This window comes from Bifidobacterium sp. CP2, assembly GCF_018555635.1.
Taxonomy (GTDB): Bacteria; Actinomycetota; Actinomycetes; order Actinomycetales; family Bifidobacteriaceae; genus Bifidobacterium; species Bifidobacterium saguinibicoloris.
The window spans coordinates 26,991-49,474 of sequence record NZ_JAFEJX010000010.1 but is presented as its reverse complement, the minus strand read 5'-3'; the positions used below and the strand labels follow the sequence as shown (position 1 = coordinate 49,474).

General features: G+C 64.5%; 17 protein-coding genes, 3 tRNA genes and 1 pseudogene. 8 read left to right on the top strand and 13 right to left on the bottom strand.

The window, feature by feature from the left end:
• Nucleotides 1-139 precede the first annotated feature (139 nt).
• On the bottom strand, nucleotides 140-1,012 hold the full coding sequence (locus JS531_RS08475; protein ID WP_214315051.1) for a LysR family transcriptional regulator: 873 nt from the start codon (nucleotides 1,010-1,012) through the stop codon (nucleotides 140-142).
• A 170-nt stretch (nucleotides 1,013-1,182) separates the two neighbouring features.
• Between JS531_RS08475 and JS531_RS08470 the strand changes: the two genes are divergently transcribed.
• The 3 genes from JS531_RS08470 to JS531_RS08455 all read left to right on the top strand — a co-directional run bounded on the left by JS531_RS08470 (nucleotide 1,183) and on the right by JS531_RS08455 (nucleotide 3,216).
• Nucleotides 1,183-1,980, top strand: a complete 798-nt coding sequence (locus tag JS531_RS08470) for an AzlC family ABC transporter permease (RefSeq protein ID WP_214315049.1) — start codon at nucleotides 1,183-1,185, stop codon at nucleotides 1,978-1,980.
• A complete protein-coding gene (locus JS531_RS08465) occupies nucleotides 1,980-2,315 on the top strand; it encodes a branched-chain amino acid transporter permease (protein ID WP_214315047.1) in 336 nt (111 codons plus the stop codon). The genes JS531_RS08470 and JS531_RS08465 overlap by 1 nt, the downstream gene beginning before the upstream one ends.
• Nucleotides 2,316-2,538: 223 nt before the next feature.
• Nucleotides 2,539-3,216, top strand: a complete 678-nt coding sequence (locus JS531_RS08455; RefSeq protein ID WP_276313211.1) for a PhzF family phenazine biosynthesis protein — start codon at nucleotides 2,539-2,541, stop codon at nucleotides 3,214-3,216.
• Nucleotides 3,217-3,227: 11 nt separating this feature from the next.
• Here JS531_RS08455 and JS531_RS08450 read toward each other — a convergent pair.
• A pseudogene (locus JS531_RS08450) lies at nucleotides 3,228-3,413 on the bottom strand (ATP-binding protein); the annotation flags it as partial.
• 1,081 nt (nucleotides 3,414-4,494) lie between these two features.
• Here JS531_RS08450 and JS531_RS08445 point away from each other — a divergent pair.
• From JS531_RS08445 to JS531_RS08435, 3 genes are all read left to right on the top strand, one after another.
• The gene (locus JS531_RS08445; protein WP_221343564.1) at nucleotides 4,495-6,063 is read left to right on the top strand and encodes an ADP-ribosylglycohydrolase family protein; all 1,569 of its coding nucleotides are present in this window, start codon (nucleotides 4,495-4,497) and stop codon (nucleotides 6,061-6,063) included.
• 202 nt (nucleotides 6,064-6,265) lie between these two features.
• Nucleotides 6,266-6,337 (top strand) — tRNA-Thr (locus tag JS531_RS08440).
• A 21-nt stretch (nucleotides 6,338-6,358) separates the two neighbouring features.
• Nucleotides 6,359-6,432, top strand: a tRNA-Lys gene (locus JS531_RS08435).
• 123 nt (nucleotides 6,433-6,555) lie between these two features.
• On the opposite strand, the gene JS531_RS08430 is transcribed toward JS531_RS08435, so the two are convergent.
• From JS531_RS08430 to JS531_RS08395, 8 genes are all read right to left on the bottom strand, one after another.
• Nucleotides 6,556-7,821, bottom strand: a complete 1,266-nt coding sequence (locus tag JS531_RS08430) for an ABC transporter substrate-binding protein (RefSeq protein WP_214315040.1) — start codon at nucleotides 7,819-7,821, stop codon at nucleotides 6,556-6,558.
• A 135-nt stretch (nucleotides 7,822-7,956) separates the two neighbouring features.
• Nucleotides 7,957-8,790, bottom strand: coding sequence for an ABC transporter ATP-binding protein (locus JS531_RS08425; protein WP_214315038.1), 834 nt, complete (start codon nucleotides 8,788-8,790; stop codon nucleotides 7,957-7,959).
• Nucleotides 8,787-9,878, bottom strand: coding sequence for an ABC transporter ATP-binding protein (locus JS531_RS08420; protein ID WP_240542130.1), 1,092 nt, complete (start codon nucleotides 9,876-9,878; stop codon nucleotides 8,787-8,789). Before JS531_RS08420 ends, JS531_RS08425 begins: the two co-directional genes overlap by 4 nt.
• Nucleotides 9,871-10,854, bottom strand: coding sequence for a branched-chain amino acid ABC transporter permease (locus JS531_RS08415; RefSeq protein WP_214315036.1), 984 nt, complete (start codon nucleotides 10,852-10,854; stop codon nucleotides 9,871-9,873). The genes JS531_RS08420 and JS531_RS08415 overlap by 8 nt, the downstream gene beginning before the upstream one ends.
• Before the next feature lie 3 nt (nucleotides 10,855-10,857).
• The gene (locus JS531_RS08410) at nucleotides 10,858-12,204 is read right to left on the bottom strand and encodes a branched-chain amino acid ABC transporter permease (protein ID WP_236034587.1); all 1,347 of its coding nucleotides are present in this window, start codon (nucleotides 12,202-12,204) and stop codon (nucleotides 10,858-10,860) included.
• Between the two features lie 425 nt (nucleotides 12,205-12,629).
• Nucleotides 12,630-13,001, bottom strand: coding sequence for a CrcB family protein (locus JS531_RS08405; protein ID WP_214315033.1), 372 nt, complete (start codon nucleotides 12,999-13,001; stop codon nucleotides 12,630-12,632).
• Nucleotides 12,998-13,954, bottom strand: a complete 957-nt coding sequence (locus JS531_RS08400) for a CrcB family protein (RefSeq protein ID WP_214315032.1) — start codon at nucleotides 13,952-13,954, stop codon at nucleotides 12,998-13,000. The genes JS531_RS08405 and JS531_RS08400 overlap by 4 nt, the downstream gene beginning before the upstream one ends.
• 61 nt (nucleotides 13,955-14,015) lie before the next feature.
• The gene (locus JS531_RS08395; RefSeq protein WP_214315031.1) at nucleotides 14,016-15,302 is read right to left on the bottom strand and encodes an adenylosuccinate synthase; all 1,287 of its coding nucleotides are present in this window, start codon (nucleotides 15,300-15,302) and stop codon (nucleotides 14,016-14,018) included.
• A 673-nt stretch (nucleotides 15,303-15,975) separates the two neighbouring features.
• Between JS531_RS08395 and JS531_RS08390 the strand changes: the two genes are divergently transcribed.
• A complete protein-coding gene (locus JS531_RS08390; RefSeq protein ID WP_240542129.1) occupies nucleotides 15,976-16,974 on the top strand; it encodes a hypothetical protein in 999 nt (332 codons plus the stop codon).
• A 711-nt stretch (nucleotides 16,975-17,685) separates the two neighbouring features.
• Here the strand turns inward: JS531_RS08390 and fbaA are convergent.
• Nucleotides 17,686-18,753 (bottom strand): class II fructose-bisphosphate aldolase, encoded by a 1,068-nt coding sequence (gene fbaA, locus JS531_RS08385; RefSeq protein WP_214315030.1) that lies wholly within the window; start codon nucleotides 18,751-18,753, stop codon nucleotides 17,686-17,688.
• 216 nt (nucleotides 18,754-18,969) lie between these two features.
• On the opposite strand from fbaA, the gene JS531_RS11145 reads away from it, so the two are divergent.
• Nucleotides 18,970-20,625 (top strand): polysaccharide deacetylase family protein, encoded by a 1,656-nt coding sequence (locus JS531_RS11145; protein ID WP_240542128.1) that lies wholly within the window; start codon nucleotides 18,970-18,972, stop codon nucleotides 20,623-20,625.
• A gap of 97 nt (nucleotides 20,626-20,722) precedes the next feature.
• On the opposite strand, the gene JS531_RS08375 is transcribed toward JS531_RS11145, so the two are convergent.
• Nucleotides 20,723-20,796 (bottom strand) — tRNA-Gly (locus JS531_RS08375).
• A gap of 133 nt (nucleotides 20,797-20,929) precedes the next feature.
• Nucleotides 20,930-21,874: a zinc metalloprotease HtpX gene (htpX, locus tag JS531_RS08370; RefSeq protein WP_214315028.1), complete on the bottom strand. Its 945-nt coding sequence runs from the start codon at nucleotides 21,872-21,874 to the stop codon at nucleotides 20,930-20,932.
• Nucleotides 21,875-22,484: the final 610 nt, after the last annotated feature.

The window sequence follows — 22,484 nt, the reverse complement described above, 5'->3', positions numbered from 1 at the left end:
AAGCGCGCAAATCCCGCAAACCCCAAGCGACAGTAGGGCGGAGCCGGCCTAAAGGTTGGGGTCTCGTATCCTCCGCCATCGCCCTTTTCCTACCCCAAGGAAAAGGGCTTTTTCCATACCGCCCCGCACTCGGACCGGCTCAGGGCAATGTGCCGATGTTGCTTCGCAGGTGTTCGATGAATCGTCTGGCCGCGAGGGGGAGTCTGTCGCGGCCGGCGTAGGCGATGGCGATGGTGCGGTCCACGGGCGGGTCGGTGGGGCGCAGGGCGAGCCGGTAGTTGGTGCGGTGGAGGATGAGTTCTGCGAGGATGCTGACGCCCAATCCGGCCTCGACCATGGTCATGATCGAGTAGTCGTCGTGGATGCGCAGCCGAACGTTCGGTTTGAGCCCGACCGACGCGAACGCCTCCAACGGCTCGGAGTAGTGGCCTTCCTCCAGCAGGATCATGGGCTCCTTGGCGAGCGCGGCCAACGGCACACGGTCGAGCGCGGCGAGCGGATGGTCCTGCGGCAGAACGGCGAGCATGGTACCCCGTTTGATGATGATGGTCTCGACGTCGCGTGCGGCGGCGGGGTTGATGAACCCGAAGTCGATGGTGCCGTTGTGAATCCATTCCTGGATGGTGGTGTAGTCGCCCTGATACAGGACGAACCGCACGTTCGGGTAGCGTTGCTGGAAGCCGCTGATGAGCCCCGGCAGCCAGTGGGCGGAGATGCTGGCGATGGTGCCCATGCGTATCACGCCGGTATCGAGGCCGAGGATCTCGTCGGTTCGTTCGCGGATGCGCAGGCCGTCCTCCACATAGCGTTCGATGAGCGGGTAGAGCTGGCGCCCCTCCTCGGTGAGCGTGCATCCGCCGCGCTGCCGGTTGAGCAGGGTGACGTCGAGTTCCTTCTCCAGCGATGCGATCATCTGGCTGACGGCCGACTGGCTGCATCGCAGCTCGTCGGCGGCCGCGGAGAAGCTGCCGTATTCGACGATGTGCCGCAGGGCGAGATACCGGTTGTCCATGATTCACCATCATAGGCAGATGCATAAGCATCGCTTATGCAGTCATTAGCGAATTTGATTGTACTTATCGTATGTGGCCTGCATACGATGGCCGCCATCGAACACGTCCAGCGCAGTTGGATCGTTCGACACATGCACGGGAACATCAATGAAGGAAAGGATCCCCCGATATGGCGTTGTTGCGTACGGCGTTCCGCGCCGCGTTGCCGCCCACTCTGCCGATTGCCGCCGGCTTCCTGTTCTTCGGTGGATCCTATGGGCTGCTCATGCATGCCAAGGGGTTCTCGATCGTGTACCCGCTGGCCATGGGCTACGTCATTTTCGCCGGTTCCATGGAGTTCGTCACCGTGAATCTGTTGTTGTCCACATTCGATCCGTGGGCTGCGTTCCTGCTGGCGATCATGGTCAACGCGCGGCATCTGTTCTATGGCCTGTCGATGTTGGACAAATTTCGCGGATTGGGCTGGAAAAAGCCGTATCTGATCTTCACGATGATCGACGAGACGTTCGCCATCGATTCCAGCGTCCACATTCCGGCATCTGTCGACCGAGGATGGTTCATGATGTTCGTCTCGGCGCTTTGCCGTTCCTACTGGTTCGGTGGAATAGCCGTGGGCTGGCTGGCCGGCGGCGTGCTGCCGTTCGATACCAAAGGCATCGAGTTCGTGCTCGCCGCCTTGTTCCTGTCGATTCTCCTTGAGCAGTGGGACGACGACCGGAATCGGCAAAGGGGCGACGGGAGCCGTTCGCGTCCACGATTGGCGATTGCGGATTTCACGGCATCGGCGCGAGCCCATGTGCCCGCATTGGTCGGCTTGCTGGCTTCCGCGGTCTGTCTGGCGCTGTTCGGCCCGGACCGGTTCATGATTCCGACCATGGCGTTGATGCTCGCGGCGTTCCTGATATTGCGTACACGATTGGAGGACGCGGACGATACGAATGGCGCCCGGAAGGGGAAGGAGCAATGATGGCCATGACCACGTGGCAGGCCGTTGCGACCATCGCGGCGGTCTCGTTGGGCACCATGCTCACCCGATTCCTGCCGTTCACGCTGTTTCCCGATTCACGCCGCCCGCCCAGGACGGTGACCTATCTCGGCAAAGTTCTGCCACACGCGATGACCGGCCTGTTGGTTGTGTATGCACTCAAGGATGTGTCGCCGTTCTCCGGATCCCATGGGGTTCCGGAGACGATCGCGATCCTTGTGATCGTGCTGCTGCATCGGTGGCGCCATAGCATGCTGGTGTCCGTCGCCGGCGGAACCATCGTGTACATGATGCTCGTCCAGCTGGTGTTCGTCTGACGGGCTTGCGGCTCCCGCTACGTCATGAGCTCATGGCGGGGCATATGACGATCGGTGATGAAAGGCGGTTTGCGGACTATGGCCATACGACAGTATGTGGTGGATGCGTTCACGGATCAGGTGTTCAGGGGCAATCCGGCGGCGGTGTGCCTGCCGGAATCGTGGCCCTCGGACGAACTGATGGCGGATATCGCGATGGAGAACCGGTTCTCCGAGACCGCGTTTGCGGTGCGCGAGCCGGAGGGGTGGCGCCTGCGCTGGTTCACGCCGGGAGGCGAGAGACCTGTGCGGGCACGCGACGCTCGCCACGGCGTATGTGATGTTCCGGTTCGTGGAGCCGGACGCCGATGTGGCGCGGTTCCGCACGATGAGCGGTGTGCTGACCGTGACCCGACGGCGGGATGACGGGCGTGATGGCGACGACCACGCCGGAGACGTGTTCACGATGGACTTCCCCGCCTTCGACCTCAAGCCCACACCGGTCACCGACGCGATGGAGCAGGCTCTGGGCACGCGTCCGGCCGAAGCATGGCTCGGCCGCGACCTGCTGTGCGTGATGCCCGACGAGCGGACCGTGCGCAACCTCGATCCCGACCAGGAGCTGCTCAAGGAGCTGCCCGGCCTGCTGGCCAACGTCACGGCGGCCGGCGACACGGATTCGGTCTTCGACTGCGTGTCCCGCTCGTTCGCACCGAAGCTCAACGTGCCCGAGGACCCGGTCTGCGGCTCCGGTCACTGCCACATCCTGCCATACTGGAGCAAACACCTCGGCAAGACCGCGCTCACCGCGTATCAGGCCTCGGCGCGTGGCGGCGTCATCCACGCCACGGTCGGCGACGGCCGCGTCAGCCTCGGCGGCGGTGCGGCGCTGTTCTCCATCGGCACCATCCTGCCCGACTGACGTTCCCGCACCGCCAGACCGACCGCATCCTGATGCTCCTTATCGAGTCCGGTCGGAGTACCGTCATCCTCGACGCCCAGATATACCGTGCCGCCATCCGAGTTCGCCAGCGCCACAACCGCATCAAGCAGGTCATCATCGGGCTCTCGGCATACTGCTGTAACCTGTTTTAGTCGGTATCGCCGCGGGGAGGGCAGCGCGGCCGTGTCCGAAGACGATTTCATGGATATCCAGACGGTCTGGTCGCACTTGCCTTGGAGACCGTCGGCGACGAGCGGCATGGCATCGCACCTTCCGAGGCGTTCGTCATGTGGGTGGACGACGTGCGGGCTGGCCGTGACGATCTGGCCTCGGACGATGCCGAGAAATAGGTGAGAATCAGCGTTCGATACCGTACTCGGCGTACATGTAGGCGTCGTACTGGCTGTCGTCGGCGTGCGACGCGTTGTAGTGTGCATCGTAATGGTTGCTGTTCTGCATGGTCATCATCGTTCCTTTGTCCGAACCTCGTCCTTGCCGGAATACATCACCGGAATTCGCTGTCGGAATCCGATGTACTCCGCGCGCGTTTCCGCAGGGTGTGTGTTCGGCCACGCGCAGGTGAACTCATACCGTCATCATCGTGAATGCGCCGAATCGGAAGACATCGCAAACCTCACCTGGTACCTCTCGATGAACCGGCCACCGCGGCACGCCGAACGAGAGCGGCACAAATCAAGCGGCAAAGCGGTTAGGCGACACCATCGAGCGTTCCGGGGCCACAGAAACCGACACAACCTGGACCCGGAGCGACAATCCGGGACGTGCACGCGTTCCGGACCACGCCGCAATGGGCCGGAACGCGGAAACAGGCATTCCCCGCACTCCGGGGCCACGAATCGTGCCACCGGAAGACCAATCACCCTCATATTCCCGTTCCGGACCACAACCCCACGAGCCGGAACACGCAGACAGCACCGTTCCCGCACTCCGGGGCCACACAACCGTCGGGGACAGGCGCAAGACATCCCCGGGAGCAACACCTCACGTCAACCCGCAACACCTCACGCCGACCCGCAAACTCACACACGACGACACGCCACCCGCACGACGGACAATGAACGGGCCAAACGAATCACAAGGACGGATAATAGGGACGGACGGAAGGGGGATACCCGACCATTTCGGCACCACGCACGTCGGCCCGGCACCACACAACGCAACGCAACGAAGCACAACCGGAACAACACACACCAACAACACCCTCCAAACCAACAACACACCAACGAAGGAACCCACATGATCCTCAGACTCGACGAATTCGACAACATGATTGGCCGCTGCTCCTACGCGAACTGCGACGCGATCCGCACCGAATACGAGGACGGCACCCCGTACGGCGACGTGTTCGAAGTGGAGGACGACCTGCACGAAGCCGGCTGGGTCACGCCCGACAACGGCGACATCTGGTATTGCCCGCGTCACGCGGCCTTCGGCGACCTCCCGATCATGCAGGTGCGCGAACCCGGGCACTTCACCGCCGCCGATTTCGCACGCCTGCACGCCGCCGTCTACGGCCAGGCGGTCGGGGACGCGCTGGGCGTGCCCTACGAGTTCAAGACGCGCGACGCATTCGAATGCACCGACATGATCGGGCACGGCACGCACGACCAACCGGCCGGCACGTGGTCGGACGACACGGCGATGATGCTCGCCACGCTCGATTCCCTCGCGGACAACAAAGGCCGCGTCAACCCCAAAGACATGCTCGCCAAGTATCGCGCGTGGATCACGGACGGCGCGTACACGCCGGACGGCACCGTCTTCGACGTGGGCAACACCACCTCCCGCGCGCTCGCCACCGGCCATGGCGGCATCGGCGAGCGCGACAACGGCAACGGCTCGCTGATGCGCATCCTGCCGTTGGCGTTCGTTGATTGTTCCGACGACGACGTCCGTGCGGCGAGCGCCGTCACGCACGCGCATCGGATCAGCACGGAGGCGTGCGTGCGGTTCGTGCGCATCGCCCGTATCCTGTTGGCCGACGGCGCCGCGTTTTCGCGTACGGAGGTGTGCCGGGAGGCCGGCCTGATCGACGACCTGCGGTTCAGGAAGCGTCGTGAGGTGTCGTCCGGTGGGTTCGTGCTCGATACGCTGCAGGCGGCGTTGTGGTGTCTGGTCAATACGGCCAGCTTCCGCGACTGCGTGCTGGCGGCGGTGAATCTGGGTGGCGACACCGATACGACGGCCGCGGTCGCCGGCGGTCTGGCGGGTCTCGTGTACGGCGACGACGGCAACCCGTGGGAGGGTGAGATGCGCGGCACCGACTTGTTGGAGTCGTTGGTCGCGAAGGCTGCGGTGTCGCTGCCGGGTCTGCATCCCCGCGTGTGGCGGGATGCGGCCGTGCGTAAGGAGCGGGAGGCAGCCCGGGCGATGGATGAGGGCGTGCGCAAGCTGGTCGCGCTTACGCCGCGTTTCGAGGAGGCTTGGGAGGAGGGCCGCAAGCTGTACGACGATTCCCACACGACGGACCGCGACGAGGACGGCAGGTTCGTGTATCGCGGCGTCCGCTACGATCCGTTGGTCGACGAATGGTGGCATGCGGTGTATGAGGCGTGGGGCAACCGCGGCGACTACCATGACGTCCTCGAGGACCTCGGCCTTGAGGATCCGCGGGAGCGTGCCGAGTTCTACCGCGACGGCGACTTCGACACACTTGACTTGGATTCGACGCTTGCGCTGCTGCTGTTCCCCACTCGCGAGGAGCGGTTCGGCGACGGCGCGTTGTGCTGGTATCTCGACGATGGTGCGATTCTGCGTCTGTTGCGTCATCTGACGGATTTCGATTCCGATTCCGACGCCGAGTGACGCGCGTTCCCTTCCGGTAGGTTGCGTGGCGCCGTCGGCGCCACGCGACCTACCGGCCGATCGGGAATCGGACGTGCGCGACGGACCCGACTTGCGCGATGCGCGACCGCATGGCATGATGTACAGGTTGCCTAACGAGGCCAGGCTGAACGGAATGTCCGGGAGCCGGCCGGGAAGGCGACGGCATGACGGTCACCGTCGCGCCCCGATAGCTCAGTGGTAGAGCACTTCCTTGGTAAGGAAGAGGTCGTGAGTCCAATTCTCACTCGGGGCTCTCCGAAAGGAAACCAACTACGCCCCTGTAGCTCAGTTGGTTAGAGCAGCTGACTCTTAATCAGCGTGTCCAGGGTTCGAATCCCTGCGGGGGCACAATCAAGGCCGGAACCGAAAGGTTCCGGCCTTGTGCGTTCCACGTCGATTTCGGCGTCCATCGGATTCGGCGTCCGCCAGGTTCGCGCGTCGCTTGGCCGACGCCACCGCCCCAACCAGCGCCTACTTGGTCGGCACCTTGCCTTCCTGGGCGTGGTCGAACTGCGGCACGTTCTTCGCGTCGAACTTGTACACGCCGATGTTGGCGGAGCTCGGATCGTTGCTGGAGTTGAACGGCCCGATGCCGGTCACGCCCTTGTAGTGGATGCTCTTGCCGGACTTGAGCAGCGTGAGGCAGTCCTTGTACGTGCCGCATTCGGTGCCGCCGTCCGCGCCGGAGACGGCCGCCATGTTTTTCTGGATGGTTTCGCCGTCGGCGCTGCCGCCCTTCTGCGCGGCGAGCGCGGCGAGGATGATGCCGTCGTAGGTTTCGGCGGCGTAGGTGAAGGTGTCGATGTCCTTGCCGTACGCGTCGAGGAGCTTCTTCTGGAAGTCGTCGGAGGCCTGGACGCCCGGGATGGTGCCTTTGGAGCCTTCGAGGATGCCCGCGTCGAGTTCCTTCGAATAGTCGGAGGTGTTGCCGTCGACGAAGTACAGCTTGTGGGTGTCGACGCCTTGCGACGCGAGTTCCTTGAGCAGCGGCTTGGTCTGGTCGAACGCGATGACGGCGACCGCGTCCGGTTTGGCGGCCTTGATGGCGGTGACGATGGAGGAGAAGTTCGTTTCGGTGGGATCGAACGCGTCCTTCTCGCCGTAGACGACGTTCACGCCGGCGTCTTCGACGGTCTTGACGATGGTGTCGCGCAGTCCGGTGCCGTATTCGTCGTTGAAGACCGCGACGGCGAGGTTCTTCACGCCGTCCTGCGCGATGACCTGGCCGAGCACGGTGCCCTGCACGGTGTCCGGCGGGACGGTGCGGAAGAAGTAGGGGCTCAGGCCGGAGAAGTCGGAGCTGGTGGCGCCCATGGAGAGCATGGGGATCTTCTGCTCGGTGACGGTCTTGTAGATGTTCTTGACGACGGCGCTGGAGGCGGGGCCGATGACGAACGACGGGTTCTTCGAGAGCACGGACTGCACGGCGGACGTGTTCTGGTCGGCGTGGTCCGCGTCGGAGGTGTCGGCGTCGGTGGTGGTCACGTCCTTGCCGAGGACGCCGCCGGCCGCGTTGATGTCGCCGACGGCGAGTTTTTCGGCGGCGAGCTCGGGCGGCGCCAGGTAGGCGAGCGAGCCGGTTTCCGGCCACAGGCCGCCGAGGACGAACGCGTCCTTCTTGCCGCCGCTCGCGTTGCCGCCGCTCGCGCTCGTTGTGCTGCCGCAGCCGGCGAGCGCCATGACCGCGGCGGCGACGACCGCCGTGGCTGTGTACAGGATGTGCTTCTTGCCGTTCATGATTGCTTCCTCTCTCTGGCGAATATGAACATGCGTTGACGTGTGTGTTGGGGGTGACGTGTGCGGAGACGCCCGTCCAAGGCCGAAGGCGTGCTTCAGCACGTCGAGCGCCGAGGAAAGGGCGTCTACGCTCCGTCACCGGCCTTCATCCTCGACTTCTTGCTCCAAATTGCCCAAATACAGGGAGATCACCTTCGGATCGTTGAGCAGATCGCGTCCACGTCCGGAGTAGGCGTTGCGTCCTTGGTCGAGCACGTAGCCGCGGTCGCAGATCTGCAGGCAGCGGCGGGCGTTCTGTTCGACGATGATGACGGAGACGCCGGCTTTGTTGACTTGGCGTACGCGGATGAAGGTCTCGTCCTGGAGCATGGGCGACAGGCCTGCGGAGGGTTCGTCGAGGAGTAGGACGGATGGGTTCATCATGAGCGCGCGGGCCATGGCGACCATCTGACGTTCGCCGCCGGACAGGGATCCGGCGAGCTGGTCTTTGCGCTCCCCCAATCGGGGGAAGATGGAGCACACGTAGTCGAAGCGTTCGTTGAATTTCTTCGGCGCCTGGTAGGCGCCCATGTGCATGTTCTCCGCGATGGTGAGCGAGGGGAACACGTTTTCGGTCTGGGGGACGAATCCGACACCGAGGGAGACGAGCTTGTCGGCCCTGAGGTTGGTGATGTCCTCGCCTTTCAGGATCAGGTGTCCGGAGTGGATGTGGACGAGTCCGAACAACGATTTGAGGAGCGTGGATTTGCCGGCGCCGTTGGGGCCGATGATGCCGACGATCTCGCCTTGGTGGAGGGTGAGGGATGCGCCGTTGAGGATGTTGACGCCGGGGATGTATCCGGCGACGAGGTCGACGGCGTCGAGCAGCGGCTCGCCTTCGGGTTCGCCCACGTGGATTTCGGAGCGCGGGCGGGCGTCCGCGACGGGTCCGTCGGAGGTGGTGGGTTCCAGCGTTGTGGTGTCGGTCATCGCGTCTCTCCTTTCTTTTCGATGTCGCCGGATTCGGCGTCTTCGACGACGGAGTCGTCGCCGAGGTCGATGTTGGCGTGCGCGCCGAGGTACGCGTCGATGACGGCGGGGTCGTTCATGACGCTCTTGGGTTGGCCTTCGGCGACGATCTTGCCTTCGGCCATGACGGTGACCCAGTCGGCGATGTGGCGGACCATGTTGATGTCGTGTTCGACGAACAGCACGGTGGTGCCTTCCTCGCGCAGCGACATGATGTGGTCGAGGAGCGACTGCTTCAATGCCGGGTTGACGCCGGCCATGGGCTCGTCGAGCATGACGAGCTGCGGGTCGCTCATGAGCGCGCGCGCCATTTCGAGGAGCTTGCGTTGGCCGCCGGAGAGCGATCCGGCGAAATCGTTCTTCTTCTTGATGAGCAGGAAGCGTTCGAGCAGCGCTTCGGCTTTTTCGATGTTCGCTTTCTCCTGCTTCTTCCACAGGCCGGGCACGAGCGCGCGGAACAGGCCTTCGCCGGGTTGGACGGGCGCTCCGAGGAGCATGTTGTCGAGCACGGTGAGGCGGCTCATCACCTTGGTGAGCTGGAAGGTGCGGACCATGCCCATGCGGGCCACCTGTTCGGGGTGGACGTGGGCGAGGTCCTTGCCGTCGAACTGCCAGCTGCCGGTGTTGGGGGTGTCGAAGCCGGTCATGAGGTTGAAGAACGTGGTCTTGCCGGCGCCGTTGGGGCCGATGAGCGCGGTGATGCCGTGCCGTTCGATTTCGAAGTGCTTGACGTCCACGGCGGTCATGCCGCCGAACCTGCGGACGACGTTGTCGGCCACGAGGATCGGGTCGGGCTTGTGGACGCCGGGCTTGTTGTCCACGAACTTGAGGTCCTCCTGGACTTTGTCGCCGTAGGCGGTGGAGATGAGCTTCTCCCCCTCCGGCGCCTTGGTGGCCCATTGGGCGAGGTCGTGGAAGGGTTTGCCGGGGGCGGTGGGGTTCACGTCGGCTTCGGACAGGTTGCCGGGCGTCACGCCGGCGACGGTCTCGACGTCGTCCGCGGCGGACGCGGCGGACGCGTTTCTGGTTTCGGGCTTGTGCTCACGCATTGAAGGCCAACTCCTTTCGGTCTCCCAGCAGGCCTTGCGGTCTGAAGATCACCAGGCACATCAGCGCGACGCCGACGATCACCCATCCGAGGGATTCGACCTGGTTGGAGGAAATGACGGTTTCGGGGATGGCGCCGCGCATCAGCTCCTTGACGAAGGTGAGCAGCACCCACAGCAGGCAGGAGCCGAGGATCGGGCCGAAGATGGTGGCGGCGCCGCCGAGCAGCAGGATGGTCCACGCGTAGAAGGTGACGGCGCGGCCGAGGGAATCGGGCTGCACGGAACGCGGCAGGACGAAGATGATGCCGCCGAGCGCGCCGAAGATGCCGCCGATGATGAGCGCCTGCATCTTGTACGTGGTGACGTTCTTGCCGAGCGAGCGGATGGCGTTCTCGTCCTCGCGGATGCCTTTGAGCACGCGGCCCCACGGGGAGTGGAACCAGCGCCAGCACAGGAGCAGGGCGATGGCGACGAGCGCCCAGCCGACGATGCGCAGCCACCAGGAGTTCGCGATGTTGTTCGAATACGTCCACAGCAGGAACGTGGTGGAGCCTTCGGGCAGGGGCGAAAGGGATTCGAACCGTTCGGTGAAGTCCTGCGGGGAGATGCCGGCGGAGCCGCCGGTGAGGTTCGTCAACGCGGTGGACCGTCCGATGATGCGGATGATCTCGGCGGCGGCCAGCGTGACCATGGCCAGATAGTCGGGGCCGAGCTTGAGCGTGGGGATGCCGAGCAGGAGCGCGTAGATCACGGCGAGCGCGATGGCGGCGCAGACGGAGGCGAACAGGTTCGCCCCCATCATCTGCGTGATGGCGAAACCGTAGGCTCCGAGGAGCATGAAGCCCGCCTGGCCCATGTTCATCAGGCCGGTCATGCCGAAGTGGATGTTGAGGCCGATGGCGGCGAGCGCGTATGCGGCCGTGGTGGGGGCGAGGAGCTCGCCCAGCGTGTTGGTGATGATGGTCATGAAGTCCATGTCTCAGCCCACCCTTTGCTGTTTGCCGAAGATGCCCTGCGGACGGACCAGCAGGACGATGATGAGGATCGCCAGCGCGCTGGCGTAACGCATGTCGCTGGGGATGATGAGCGAGCTCGTGTCCGCGACGATGCCGATGATGAGGGAGCCGACGAGCGCGCCGTTGGCGGTGCCGAGACCGCCGAGGGTGACGGCCGCGAACATGAGGAGCAGCAGCGTGGCGCCGGTGTTCCAGGAGATGCCGTTGAGGTAGACGCCGAGGAGCACGCCGGACAGGGCGGCCATCGCGCAGGAGATGATCCAGACGATGCGCACCACCTGCTCCACGTTGATGCCGGATGCGGCGGCGAGCGCGGAGTTGTCGGAGACGGCTCGCGTGGCGCGGCCGAGGCGGGTCTTGTAGAGGAAGAGACTGACGCCCACGATGGCCACGATGGCGATGCCCGCGGAGACGAGGGTGGGCATGTCCGTGGTGATGGGTCCTATCTGGAAGCTGTCGGGCACGGATTTGACGATGCCTTTGATGTCGCCTCCGAAGAAGAACTGGAAGAGGTATTGGAGCGCCATGGACAGGCCGATGGTGACGATCATCTGCTGCATGGTGCCGACGCGCTTGCGCCTGAGCGGCGCCCAGACGATCTCGTTCTGGATCCAGCCGGTGAGGCCGCCGATGACGATCGCGAAGATCGCGGCGGGCACGAGCGGCCAGTGGAGGATCTGCGTGCCGACGAACGCCATGAGGCCGCCGAGCGTGACTTGCTCGCCGTGGGAGAAGGAGCTCAGACCGGTGGTGCCGTAGACGAGGTTCATGCCCACGCTCATGAGGCCGAGCATGAGGCCGAAGATGACACCGGAGTAGAGCTGCTGCCAGAATCGGGCGCCGAGGTTGGCGCCGAGCGAGGAGCCGTCCCCACTGGAGGAGCCGGTGGAACCGCTGGAACCGGAGGCAGTCGAACCGGACGTCGAACCGCTCTTGCCGGACGCGCCGCCGCTGGTATCGGAGGGTGCGGGCTTGTCGAATCGGACGACCTGGCGGGCCGCGTCGAAGCTGTTCTTCTCGACCTTCACGGTGGCGGTGGCGGCCTTGAGCCCGTGCTCCTTGGCGACGGATTCGTCCATGCTCACGGTGTAGGAGCCGTCCTTGCCGACGCTGAACGCCCAGTCGCCGTTCGCGTCGGTGGTGGTGGTCGCCTCTTCGGTGCCGCTCAGGGTGATGGTCACGCCGGCGATGGGCTTTTTGGAGGCGTCCTGCAGGATGCCGTTGACGCAGCCGTTGGTGGCGGAGGGGTTGCACGTGGGTACCGCTTCGGCCGCCATGGCTTGGTTGGGTGGAATGAAACAGAACGCCATCAGCAGGATCAACGCCGTAAACAGCAGCAATCCCATTCGATGACGCCGTTGGTTTGATTGCACGGCTGTCATAATGGATGTCCTCTCTGGATGTGGTTCATAACCTAGAGAGGCAATGGGCGCGCGCCGTTGCGCTGCCGTTTCTCTTGCGTTACCGTGCGCCCGGCATGTTACCGGCGCATGTCACCAGAGGCGGTTTTCCGCCCGTTCCGGCCGATTTCCGGCATGACGGGACGATAGTCGGCAGTAGGCGTCACCTCGATTTTTTGTCGAGCATGTTACGTCGTGTGGTATTTCGTCACGTTGCGTGACGCAACGCCGCGATTCCGGCTGGAACCGTCTGCGTTTCGCGCGACGACGTGTGGGTTCGACGCACGTCGGACGCCATCGGTCGCCATCGGACCGACGGGACGACCGACGGAACGTCAGTGCCCGAGCGACCCGATCCACCAACCGGCGGCGACGCACAGCAGCGGCACGAGAATCGTCGCCGCGATGTACGACGCGGCCGTCGCGAACTTGCGGGTGCGCAACAGCGACACCATCTCGTTGATGGCGGTGGAGAACGTGGAGAAACCACCGAGGAAGCCGGTGACGAACAGCAGGTAGACGTTGTGGTCCACGGCGTTCGTCGCGTAGGCCGCGGCGGCGATGCCGGCGCAGAACGTGGCGATCACGTTGATGATGAACGTGGACATGGGGAACGCGCGCGCCCACCAACGCTGCACCGACGTGTTCACCACAAAACGGGTCATCGCACCCAAACCGCCGCACAGGCTCACCAACAGGAACGTCATCGCGACACCTCCCCATCGGCGTGGGACGGAACGTGCCGCTCCCGGCCGTCACGGTCGTCGTCGCGCACGCCGCCGGTGATCGGATCGCCCACGGTGGGAATCTCGTCGGTGATGGGCGCAGGCTCGAACGCGGGCGCAAGCGGCGTGCCGACGGACGCGGCATCGGACGCGGCGGACGGCAACGGCTGGCCGTAATCGCCTTGCGGCGGCGTGGACGCCTTGATCTCGACGGGACCGGACGCGGCGTCGCCCACCGCGATCGGCTTGTCGGCGAGCGCGACGCCGTCGACGTCGCGTTTGGGCGCGGCGTGTGCCGGCCCCTCGCCGGACGCGGCGGCCACGGCCTGCGCAACCACATGCGCGGAACGGCGGGAGGCGAGCGCCAGCGCGACCTTCACGCCGGCCGCGGCGACCAGCAGACCCACGGCGAAACTGAACAGCATGTAGAACAGGAAGCCGGCGATCTGCCCCTGATGGATGGCGGTGAGCTCCTCGATGACCATGGCGGACAGGGTGGAGAAACCACCGCACATGCCCATGCCCACGCCGCGCGACGTGAGCTGACGCACGCGCTTGCGAATCCACGAAGCCTGGGACATGTACGCGGTGAGCGCGGCGAAAATGAAGCAGGCCAGCATGTTCGCGGTGAACGTGGCCGTATGGAACGCGCTGAGGAACCCCCGCTCCGCGGCCGGCGTGGGCATGAGCAGGGACAGGCCGTAGCGCATTGCGGTGCCGACGAAACCGCCGACGAACACCACGAGATAGATCATGCCGTCCGCAAGCGGGTTGAACTGCGCCTGCACACGCTTGGCGGGAGCGAGCGGGATGCGCGGCGGTTCGGCCGCGGCCGCGGCACCCGTGGGGCGCGGGGACGCCGTCGCGTACGAACGGGCGTGCGCGGCGGTCATCTCCTGCGTGGTGGGATCAGGTTCGGCGAAATATTCAGGCATGGGTTCGTCCGGTCGTTGCGGATTCGATCACCAGTCGCCAGTCGATGAGACAGGACGACCGTCAGTCGATGAGCGAGTGGACGGAGATGATGTGGTCGCGCTGCGGGCCGGTGCCGATCGCGGAGATACGGCAGTTGCTGAGCTCCTCGAGACGCTTCACGTACGCCTGGCAGGTGGCGGGCAGCTCGTCGAACGTATGGCAGTTGGAGATGTCCTCGGTCCAGCCGGGCATGGTCTCGTAGATCGGCTTGGCGGCGGCGAACGCGGCCTGGTCGGTCGGCATGTCGTCGTGACGGACGCCGTTCACGTCGTACGCCACGCAGATCGGGATCTCCTTGAGACCGGTGAGCACGTCCAGCTTGGTGAGGACGAGGTCGGTCAGGCCGTTGACCTGGCTGGCGTAGCGGTTGACGACCGCATCGAACCAGCCGCAGCGGCGCGGACGGCCGGTGGTCACACCGAACTCGTGGCCCTGCTGACGCAGCCACTCGCCGGACTCGTCGAACAGCTCGGTGGGGAACGGGCCCTCGCCCACGCGGGTCACGTACGCCTTGGAGACGCCGACCACGCGGGTGATCTTGGTGGGGCCAACGCCGGTGCCGGTGCAGGCGCCGCCGGCGGTCGGGTTGGAGGAGGTGACGAACGGGTAGGTGCCGTGGTCCACATCGAGCATGGTGGCCTGGGCGCCCTCGAACAGGACGGTCTTGCCCTCGTCGAGCGCCTTGTTGAGAATCAGGCCGGTGTTGGCCACGTACGGCTTGAGACGCTCGCCAAGCTTGAGCAGCTCCTCGGTGGTCTGGTCCACGTCGATGGCGCGGCGGTTGTACAGCTTGACGAGGATCTGGTTCTTCTGGTGGAGGCTGGCCTCGACCTTGTCGTGCAGATGATCGGCGTTGAACAGGTCGTGCACGCGGATGCCGACGCGGTTGATCTTGTCCGCGTAGGCCGGGCCGATGCCGCGGCCGGTGGTGCCGATCTTGTGCTTGCCGAGGAAGCGCTCGGTGACCTTGTCGAGCGTGCGGTGATACGGCGCGATGATGTGCGCCGCCTCGCTCACCTTGAGGTGGGAGCAGTCGATGCCGCGGGCCTCGAGGCCGTCGATCTCCTCGAACAGGACCTCCGGGTCGACGACGACGCCGTTGCCGATGACCGGGGTGAGGTTCGGGTTGATGATGCCGGAGGGCAGCAGGTGCAGCGCGTAGGACTCGTCGCCCACGACCACGCTGTGGCCGGCGTTGTTGCCGCCGTTGAAACGGGCCACGAAGTCGACCTTCGTGCCGATAAGGTCCGTGGCCTTACCCTTGCCTTCGTCTCCCCACTGGGCGCCGATAAGAACGATTCCAGGCATGACGTTTCCTCCGCATTCCTTGCTGTGTGCGCGGTTCCCGCACGATTCCGCCGCGAAACAGCCTACCGTACGCCCTCTACCCGGGCGCACGGCCGCATCATCATGCAGACTCGCCCGCCCATCCAGCGAACCTCCCGCCCGGCATGCCCCTGCGGATGTCGTTCCGTCCAGCCGCGCATACTCCATCGCAGCATCCGTTCCTACAGAAACGGACGCCCCGAGCGCAGCACGGACCATCGCAACGTCCGTTCCTACAGAAACGGACGCCCCGAGCACAGTACAGGCCATCACAACGTCCGTTCCTACAGAAACGGACGCCTATACGGCTACACAAGACCCAGAAACACTCGATTCTATAGAAACAGACGTTCGCAGAGCGCCACGGGCCGCAGCAACGCCCGATTCTATAGAAACAGACGTCGGAAGCACAGCCCCACCCCCCAAAACCGCTCGTTCCTATAGAAACGGACATTCACGGCATAACACAGAACGTCAGAACACCCCATCCTATAGAAACAGACGCTTCCACCGCAGAATCCGACACACAGACATCCGATTCCGCAGAATCCGCCCCCTACGCACAACGAACCGGATTTGTGAAGATTCACGGGGGCTCCCGTACACATTGCCCTGACAACTAGGCGGAGCGTCGGCCAAACTTTACCATCGCGTCATGAGACAACATATCAGAATCGAACAGCTGCTCGCTCAGGCGGAGCAGCATCGCAGCCTCGCCAAAGCCGAACAGCCGGGCGACCGTCATCTCCTTGCCCGCCGGATGGCCGCCGGCGAGCTGGCAATGCCCATGAAAGGACGCTTCATACGGAAACCGCTATGGGACTCGCTGCCTCACGGGGATCGAATCATGTACCGTCTCCGGACAATCTGCCAGGAACATCCTGACTGGGTGTTGTCCGGGGTCTCAGCCGCCGCCGTTCATCGATACACATCCTCCATGTATCTCCAACGCTATGTGCATATCGCCGTGACTGATCCCAGCCGAGCTGGCAAACGCGGCCAAATTTTCGCCCACTATATACCGGATCAGCAAGTCATCTCGGTAGGAGGTCTACGCGTCACACCACCCGAGCAGACCATGTTCGATTGCGCACGCACTCTGGATTTCCCCAACGCCATGGCCATATGCGCCATGGGATTGCGCGCCACAGGCAACCCGGCGTCATCATTGCAGGACTACTGCCTTGGGCATCCGCGAAAACGCGGACTGCCACGCGCCCGATTCGTCGCAGAACATGTCGACCCGATGTGCACGAACGGAGGCGAGGCCATCTCATTGGCGGTCTCGTTGGAAATGGGATTCGCACAGCCGCAGTGTCAGAAGCGATTCATCAACCCCATCGACGGAGGCGCGATATACGCGGACTTCACATGGACACGCGACGACGGTTCACTCGTCGTCGGAGAGTTGGACGGCCGCGAGAAATATGTGAATCCCGCCATGACCGGAGGCGTAGACATCGCCACCGTCGCTTTACGGGAGAAGGACCGCGAAACGGCAATCAACATGCTCAACATACCAGTCGTGCGGTTTCAGATGGCTCATGTGCGCAATCGCACACAGTTCGAGCAACGTCTCGTCGCGGCGCAGGTGCCACGACCGAACTTCGGCAAACGCACACCGTTTGCCGGATTCGTGTGTGCTGAATACTGACAGCTGCCCCGTACCGCACCTATTCCCCCGTTCGGTGCCCGCATCCATTGCTTTGGATTCGGGCACCAAGGCACGCACGGACAAGCCAACCCCCTACGGTGAACGCTCCTTCCTATAGAAACGGACAGCTACGACGCAATGCGGAAGACCGGGACACCCGTTCCTATAGGAACGGACGTTCACGGACTGGCACAGGACACAAAGCCGCCCCATCCTATAGGAACGGACGCTTACAGGACATCCCAGACCGCAACAGCGCTCGATTCTATAGAAACGGACGTTTAAGACCCGGGCACCACCCCAGAAACACCCCATCCTATAGGAACGGACATTCTCGACACTGCCCCAGCCCGCCAGGCGCCCATTCCTGCGGAATCGGACGCCCACGCGGCTACATAACACCCGATAACACCCGTTCCTATAGAAACGGACACCTGGAGGGCGCCCAACATGCACACGAACATCCGTTCCTATAGGAACGGGCGCCCCGAGCGCGGTACGGCCCCGTGCAGCGTCCGATTCTATAGAATCGGACGCTGCACGGGGCCGCGACTCCGCTACCGCAGCGCCTTCACCGCGGAACCGCTACTTCAGGACCCCTACCGCAGAACCCTCACCGCGGAACCCCTACTGCAGAACCGCCACCGCAGGACCCCTACTGCAGAACCGCCACCGCAGAACCGCCACCGCAGAACCGCCACCGCAACGCCTTCACCGCAGCGCCTTGCCGGCGGAACCGAGCTGCTCGCAGGCCTCCACCACGCGCGCGGCCATGGACGCCTCCGCCTTCTTGCCCCAGGAGCGCGGGTCGTAGAACTTCTTCTTGCCGACCTCGCCGTCCACCTTGAGCACCGAGTTGTAATGCTCGAACATGTGGCCGGCGATGGCGCGCGTGAACGCGTACTGCGTGTCCGTGTCGATGTTCATCTTCACCACGCCGTGGCTCACCGCCTCCGCGATCTCCTCCGGCGTGGAACCGGAGCCGCCGTGGAACACGAGTTCGAACGGCTTGCCTGCGGGGAAGTCCACGATGCCGGCGGCGGAGGGCACGCGTCCGTCCACCACGGCCTCGGCCACCTCGCGCTGGATGTCGCCGAGCAGGTCCGGGCGCAGTTTGACGACGCCCGGCTTGTACGCGCCGTGCACGTTGCCGAACGTGAACGCCGCCATGTAGCGGCCGCGCTCCCCCAGGCCGAGACGCTGCGCGACCTTCACGCCGTCGGCCGGCGTGGAGTACAGTTTCTCGTCGATTTCGGCCGACTGGCCGTCCTCCTCGCCGCCGACGGCGCCGATTTCGATCTCGAGGATGGTGTGCGCGGCCTGCGACTTGTCGAGCAGCTCCTCGGCGATGGCGAGGTTCTCGTCGAGCGGCACGGTGGAGCCATCCCACATGTGCGATTGGAACGTGGGTTCGTGGCCGTGCGCCACCTCGTCGGCCTCGTGCGCGAGCAGCGGGCGCACCCATTCGTCGAGGTACTGCTTGGCGCAATGGTCGGTGTGAAGCGCCACGGTGATGTTCGGATACTTCTTCGCCACCTCGTGCGCGAACGCGGCGAACGCCAGGGATCCGGTGACGCGGTCCTGCACTGCCTGTCCGGACAGGTACGCCGCGGAACCCACCGACACTTGGATGATGCCGTCCGATTCAGCTTCCGCAAAGCCCTGGAGGGCGGCGTTCAGGGTCTGGGTACTGGTCACGTTGATGGCGGGGTAGGCGTATCCGCCGCGACGGGCGGCGTCCAGCATTTCGGCATAGCGTTCCGGTGTTGCGATGGTCATGCGGCCATTATCCTCCGGGCGAATGACTTCATCCGCCGTTCACTTTCCGCCGTGTCACCCGTGTCCGTCGCGCACGATTCACCGTCCCGACGCGATTCACGCCGTCGCCCGCCCGAGGCCGCCCCTACAATGAGACAGGATCGCAGGCCACCGCAGCCCGCGGAACGGAATCGGCGTGCGGCGGAACCGCCGCACGCGGGATATGAGGACAGGACGATGAGCAGGAAGAAGCGGAAGCAACCGAACATCACACGCAAGCCGGTCTCCCCGACGAACCGGGGCGCGGGGAAGCCCACGGGCAATACGTCCGGAACACTGTCGGAGGATCCGGAGGAGCTGACGTTCGGGGACGCGGCGCACGTGTCGGAACGGTTCCGCAACCGCAATCGGAAGGCGGAGGAGAAGGCGCGTGCCAAAGCCGAAGAGCAGGCACGCGAGGAAGCCGAACGGGAGAGGCACGAACGCGAACAGGCGCGGCTGGAGGTCGAACGCCGCGAACGCGAGGACGAACGACGTCACGTCATCGAAGAGGAGTCGCTCGACGACTTCGCCGAGGACACGGACGGCGGCGCGACGTCCGACGGCGGCCGCACGGCGTCCCGGGGTGCGGCTCCGGCCGTGACACGGCCGGAACGCGACCGGACGGCCGAAACCATCGCCCTGAACCTCGACGGCCTGCACGGACTGGGCACGACCGGACTGGCCGCGGCGCCGAAACGCAAGCGCATCTGGCTGCGCGCGCTCATCGGACTGCTCGTGGCGGCGCTCGTCGCCGGAAGCGGCGCCGGCGGCTGGTGGATGTGGGAGAACCGCTGGCGTCCCATCGACGTCACCGTGAACGGCACCACCGTACGCGCCAACGTACACACCACGCTCGCCCAACTCATCGCACGCAACGACAGCTTCGGCAAGAAACCCGGGCGCCTGCTCGCCGTCGACGGTTCCGTGCTCGACAAGACCGGCGGCAGGGCCGTCGCCGCCGCCATCGGCGGGCAGGCCATCGCCCCACGCGACAGGGACGCCGTGATCGTGCCGGAACACGCGGACATCACCGTCGCCTCCGGCAAGGACGTGACCGAAGCGCATACGGTGAAGAAGACCACCGTGCCGTTCGGCACGAACATCAACATCAAAGGCGGCGCCATCCAAGTGCGCACGCAGGCCGGCAAGGACGGCGAACGCGAGACGTGGACCGGCAAGCGGTCCGGCAAGACCGCCGACAAGGGCGTCACCGTGAAACCGGTCGACATGGTCGTCACCTCCTACAACCCGCGGCCGGAAGGCAAGAAGGTCATCGCGCTGACCTTCGACGACGGTCCGAGCCAATACAGCGCGCCGATGCTCGACATCCTCAAGGACAAGGGTGTCAAGGCCACGTTCTTCGACCTGGGACAGCAGTCGTCGGAATTCGCCGACGCGGAGAAACGCATGGTGGCGGAAGGCCATCAGGTGGCGTCGCACAGCTTCGACCATCCGAACATGCCGAAGCTCAGCCGCGACGCGCTGCGCGACAACATCACCAAGGGATTCACGGCGATGAAGCAGACGTCCGGCGTGGACACCACGGTGTTCCGCTCGCCATACGGTGCGTTCGGCGACCAGCAGTGGAAGGACGCCGGCGACCTCATCGGCATGAACGTGCTGTGGACCATCGACACGGAGGATTGGAAGCGGCCCGGCGCGGACGCCATCCACGACGCGGTGCTCAACAACGCGTACGACGGCGCGATCGTGCTCATGCACGACGGCGGCGGCGACCGCACGCAGGACATCGAGGCGCTGCCGCGCATCATCGACGACCTCAAGGGGCAAGGTTACGAGTTCGTGACCATCCAGCAGCTCATCGACATGAGTCCGAAGCCCGGGGAGTGACGTCGGGCGCGGACGAGTGGGGACGGGGCGTGAGGACGCGGAATCCGGAATGACCCTGCGAAACGCAAAGGAGCCGTTGGATTCCAACGGCTCCCAGTGGAGCGGATGACGGGAGTCGAACCCGCCTTTAAAGCTTGGGAAGCTTTCGTTCTACCGATGAACTACATCCGCGAAAGTGCGTCTTTTGGACGCGAGGCACGAGTATAGCACGGGACCGGTCTGTGGCCGGCGGCGTCTCACTACTCGAGCTTTGCGGGCCGGACGGGCCGGACGAAACAATCGGACCAGCCGGAATCAATCGGATTCAGAACCGCACCTGAGGGGCGGAACCGGCGCCGAACACCTGCTGCGCATGCATCTCACGCGACATCTGCATGAGACGCGCGATGCGGTCCTCGGTAGGCGGGTGCGTGGAGAACAGCTTCGCGAAACCGACCGACGAGAACGGGTTCGCAATCATCATGGCGGACACGGACTGAGTGCCGGCGGTCTTGCGCATCGGCGTGGTCTGCGCACCATACGTGATCTTGTTGAGCGCGGAGGCGAGCGCCTCCGGATCGCCGGTGAGCCGGCTGCCGTCCTCGTCGGCGTCGTATTCGCGTGTGCGGGAGATGGCCAGCTGGATGAGCGACGCCGCGATGGGCGCGAGGATGATGCTGAACAGCATGCCGATGAGACCGAGCCCGCCGGAGGAGTTGTCGCGCTCGTCGCGCGAAGTGCCGCCGCCGAAATACATGAGCGAATAGCCGAGATACGTGATGACCGTGGCCATGGCGGAGGCGACGGCGGACGTGAGGATGTCGTGGTTGTACACGTGCATGAGCTCGTGGCCGAGCACGCCGCGGATCTCCCGTTCGTTGAGGATGCGCAGGATGCCCTGCGTGCAGCAGACCGCCGCATGACGTTCGTTGCGGCCGGTGGCGAACGCGTTCGGACTCATCGTGGGAGCCACATAGATGCGGGGCATGGGTTTGCCCGCCCTGGCGGACAGTTCCCGGACGATCCGGTACAACGTAGGCGCCTCCGCCTCGCTGACCTCGCGCGCGCCCATGGAGGCGATGGCGAGTTTGTCGGAGAACCAATAGGAGAAGAAGGTGGTGCCGAGCCCGATGATGATATAGATGCCGAGTGTCTGCTGTCGGGCGCCCGTGGCCCACCAGACCAGCATGATGACGCCCCACATCAACCCAAACAAAAGGGTCGTCTTCAGGCCATTGAAGTGGCCGTGCACGCGCAAATTGCCATCCATAAGGCACACAGTAAATTCACGAGCTGAGTTTTAGCTGGGCATATGCCGGACGGGTGCGGGCGGAGGAGGGCGGGATGCGGACGGAGGAGAGCGGAGGAGGAGACGCGGGGCGCGGCGCCCGAACCTATAGAATCGGACGAAACCCGGCGACTCAGCCCGCTCCCCACGTCCGAACCTACAGAATCGGACGAAACCCGGCGACTCAGCCCGCTCCCCACATCCGAACCTACAGAATCGGACGCGGAAAAGGGGACACACGAGGCGGCAACGCCCGAACCTATAGAATCGGACGAAACCCGGCGTCCCAGTCACCCCTCTACGTCCAATCCTATAGAATCGGGCGAAACAGGGCCTCCCGATCCGCCCTTTTCGTCCGAACCTACAGAATCGGACGAAACAGGGCCTCCCGATCCGCCCTTTTCGTCCGAACCTACAGAATCGGACGAAACCACGGGCGTCAATCGGACATCCAGCACTAGTCGAAACAACAGCAGGCTCCCCTCGGACGAGGGGAGCCTGCCAATCCAATCGGCCGGCAATCAGTCGACAATCCGCCGCAGTCGAATCGCCTCATCGACGCAACGAAACGGCGAAACGAAACCAGTCGACG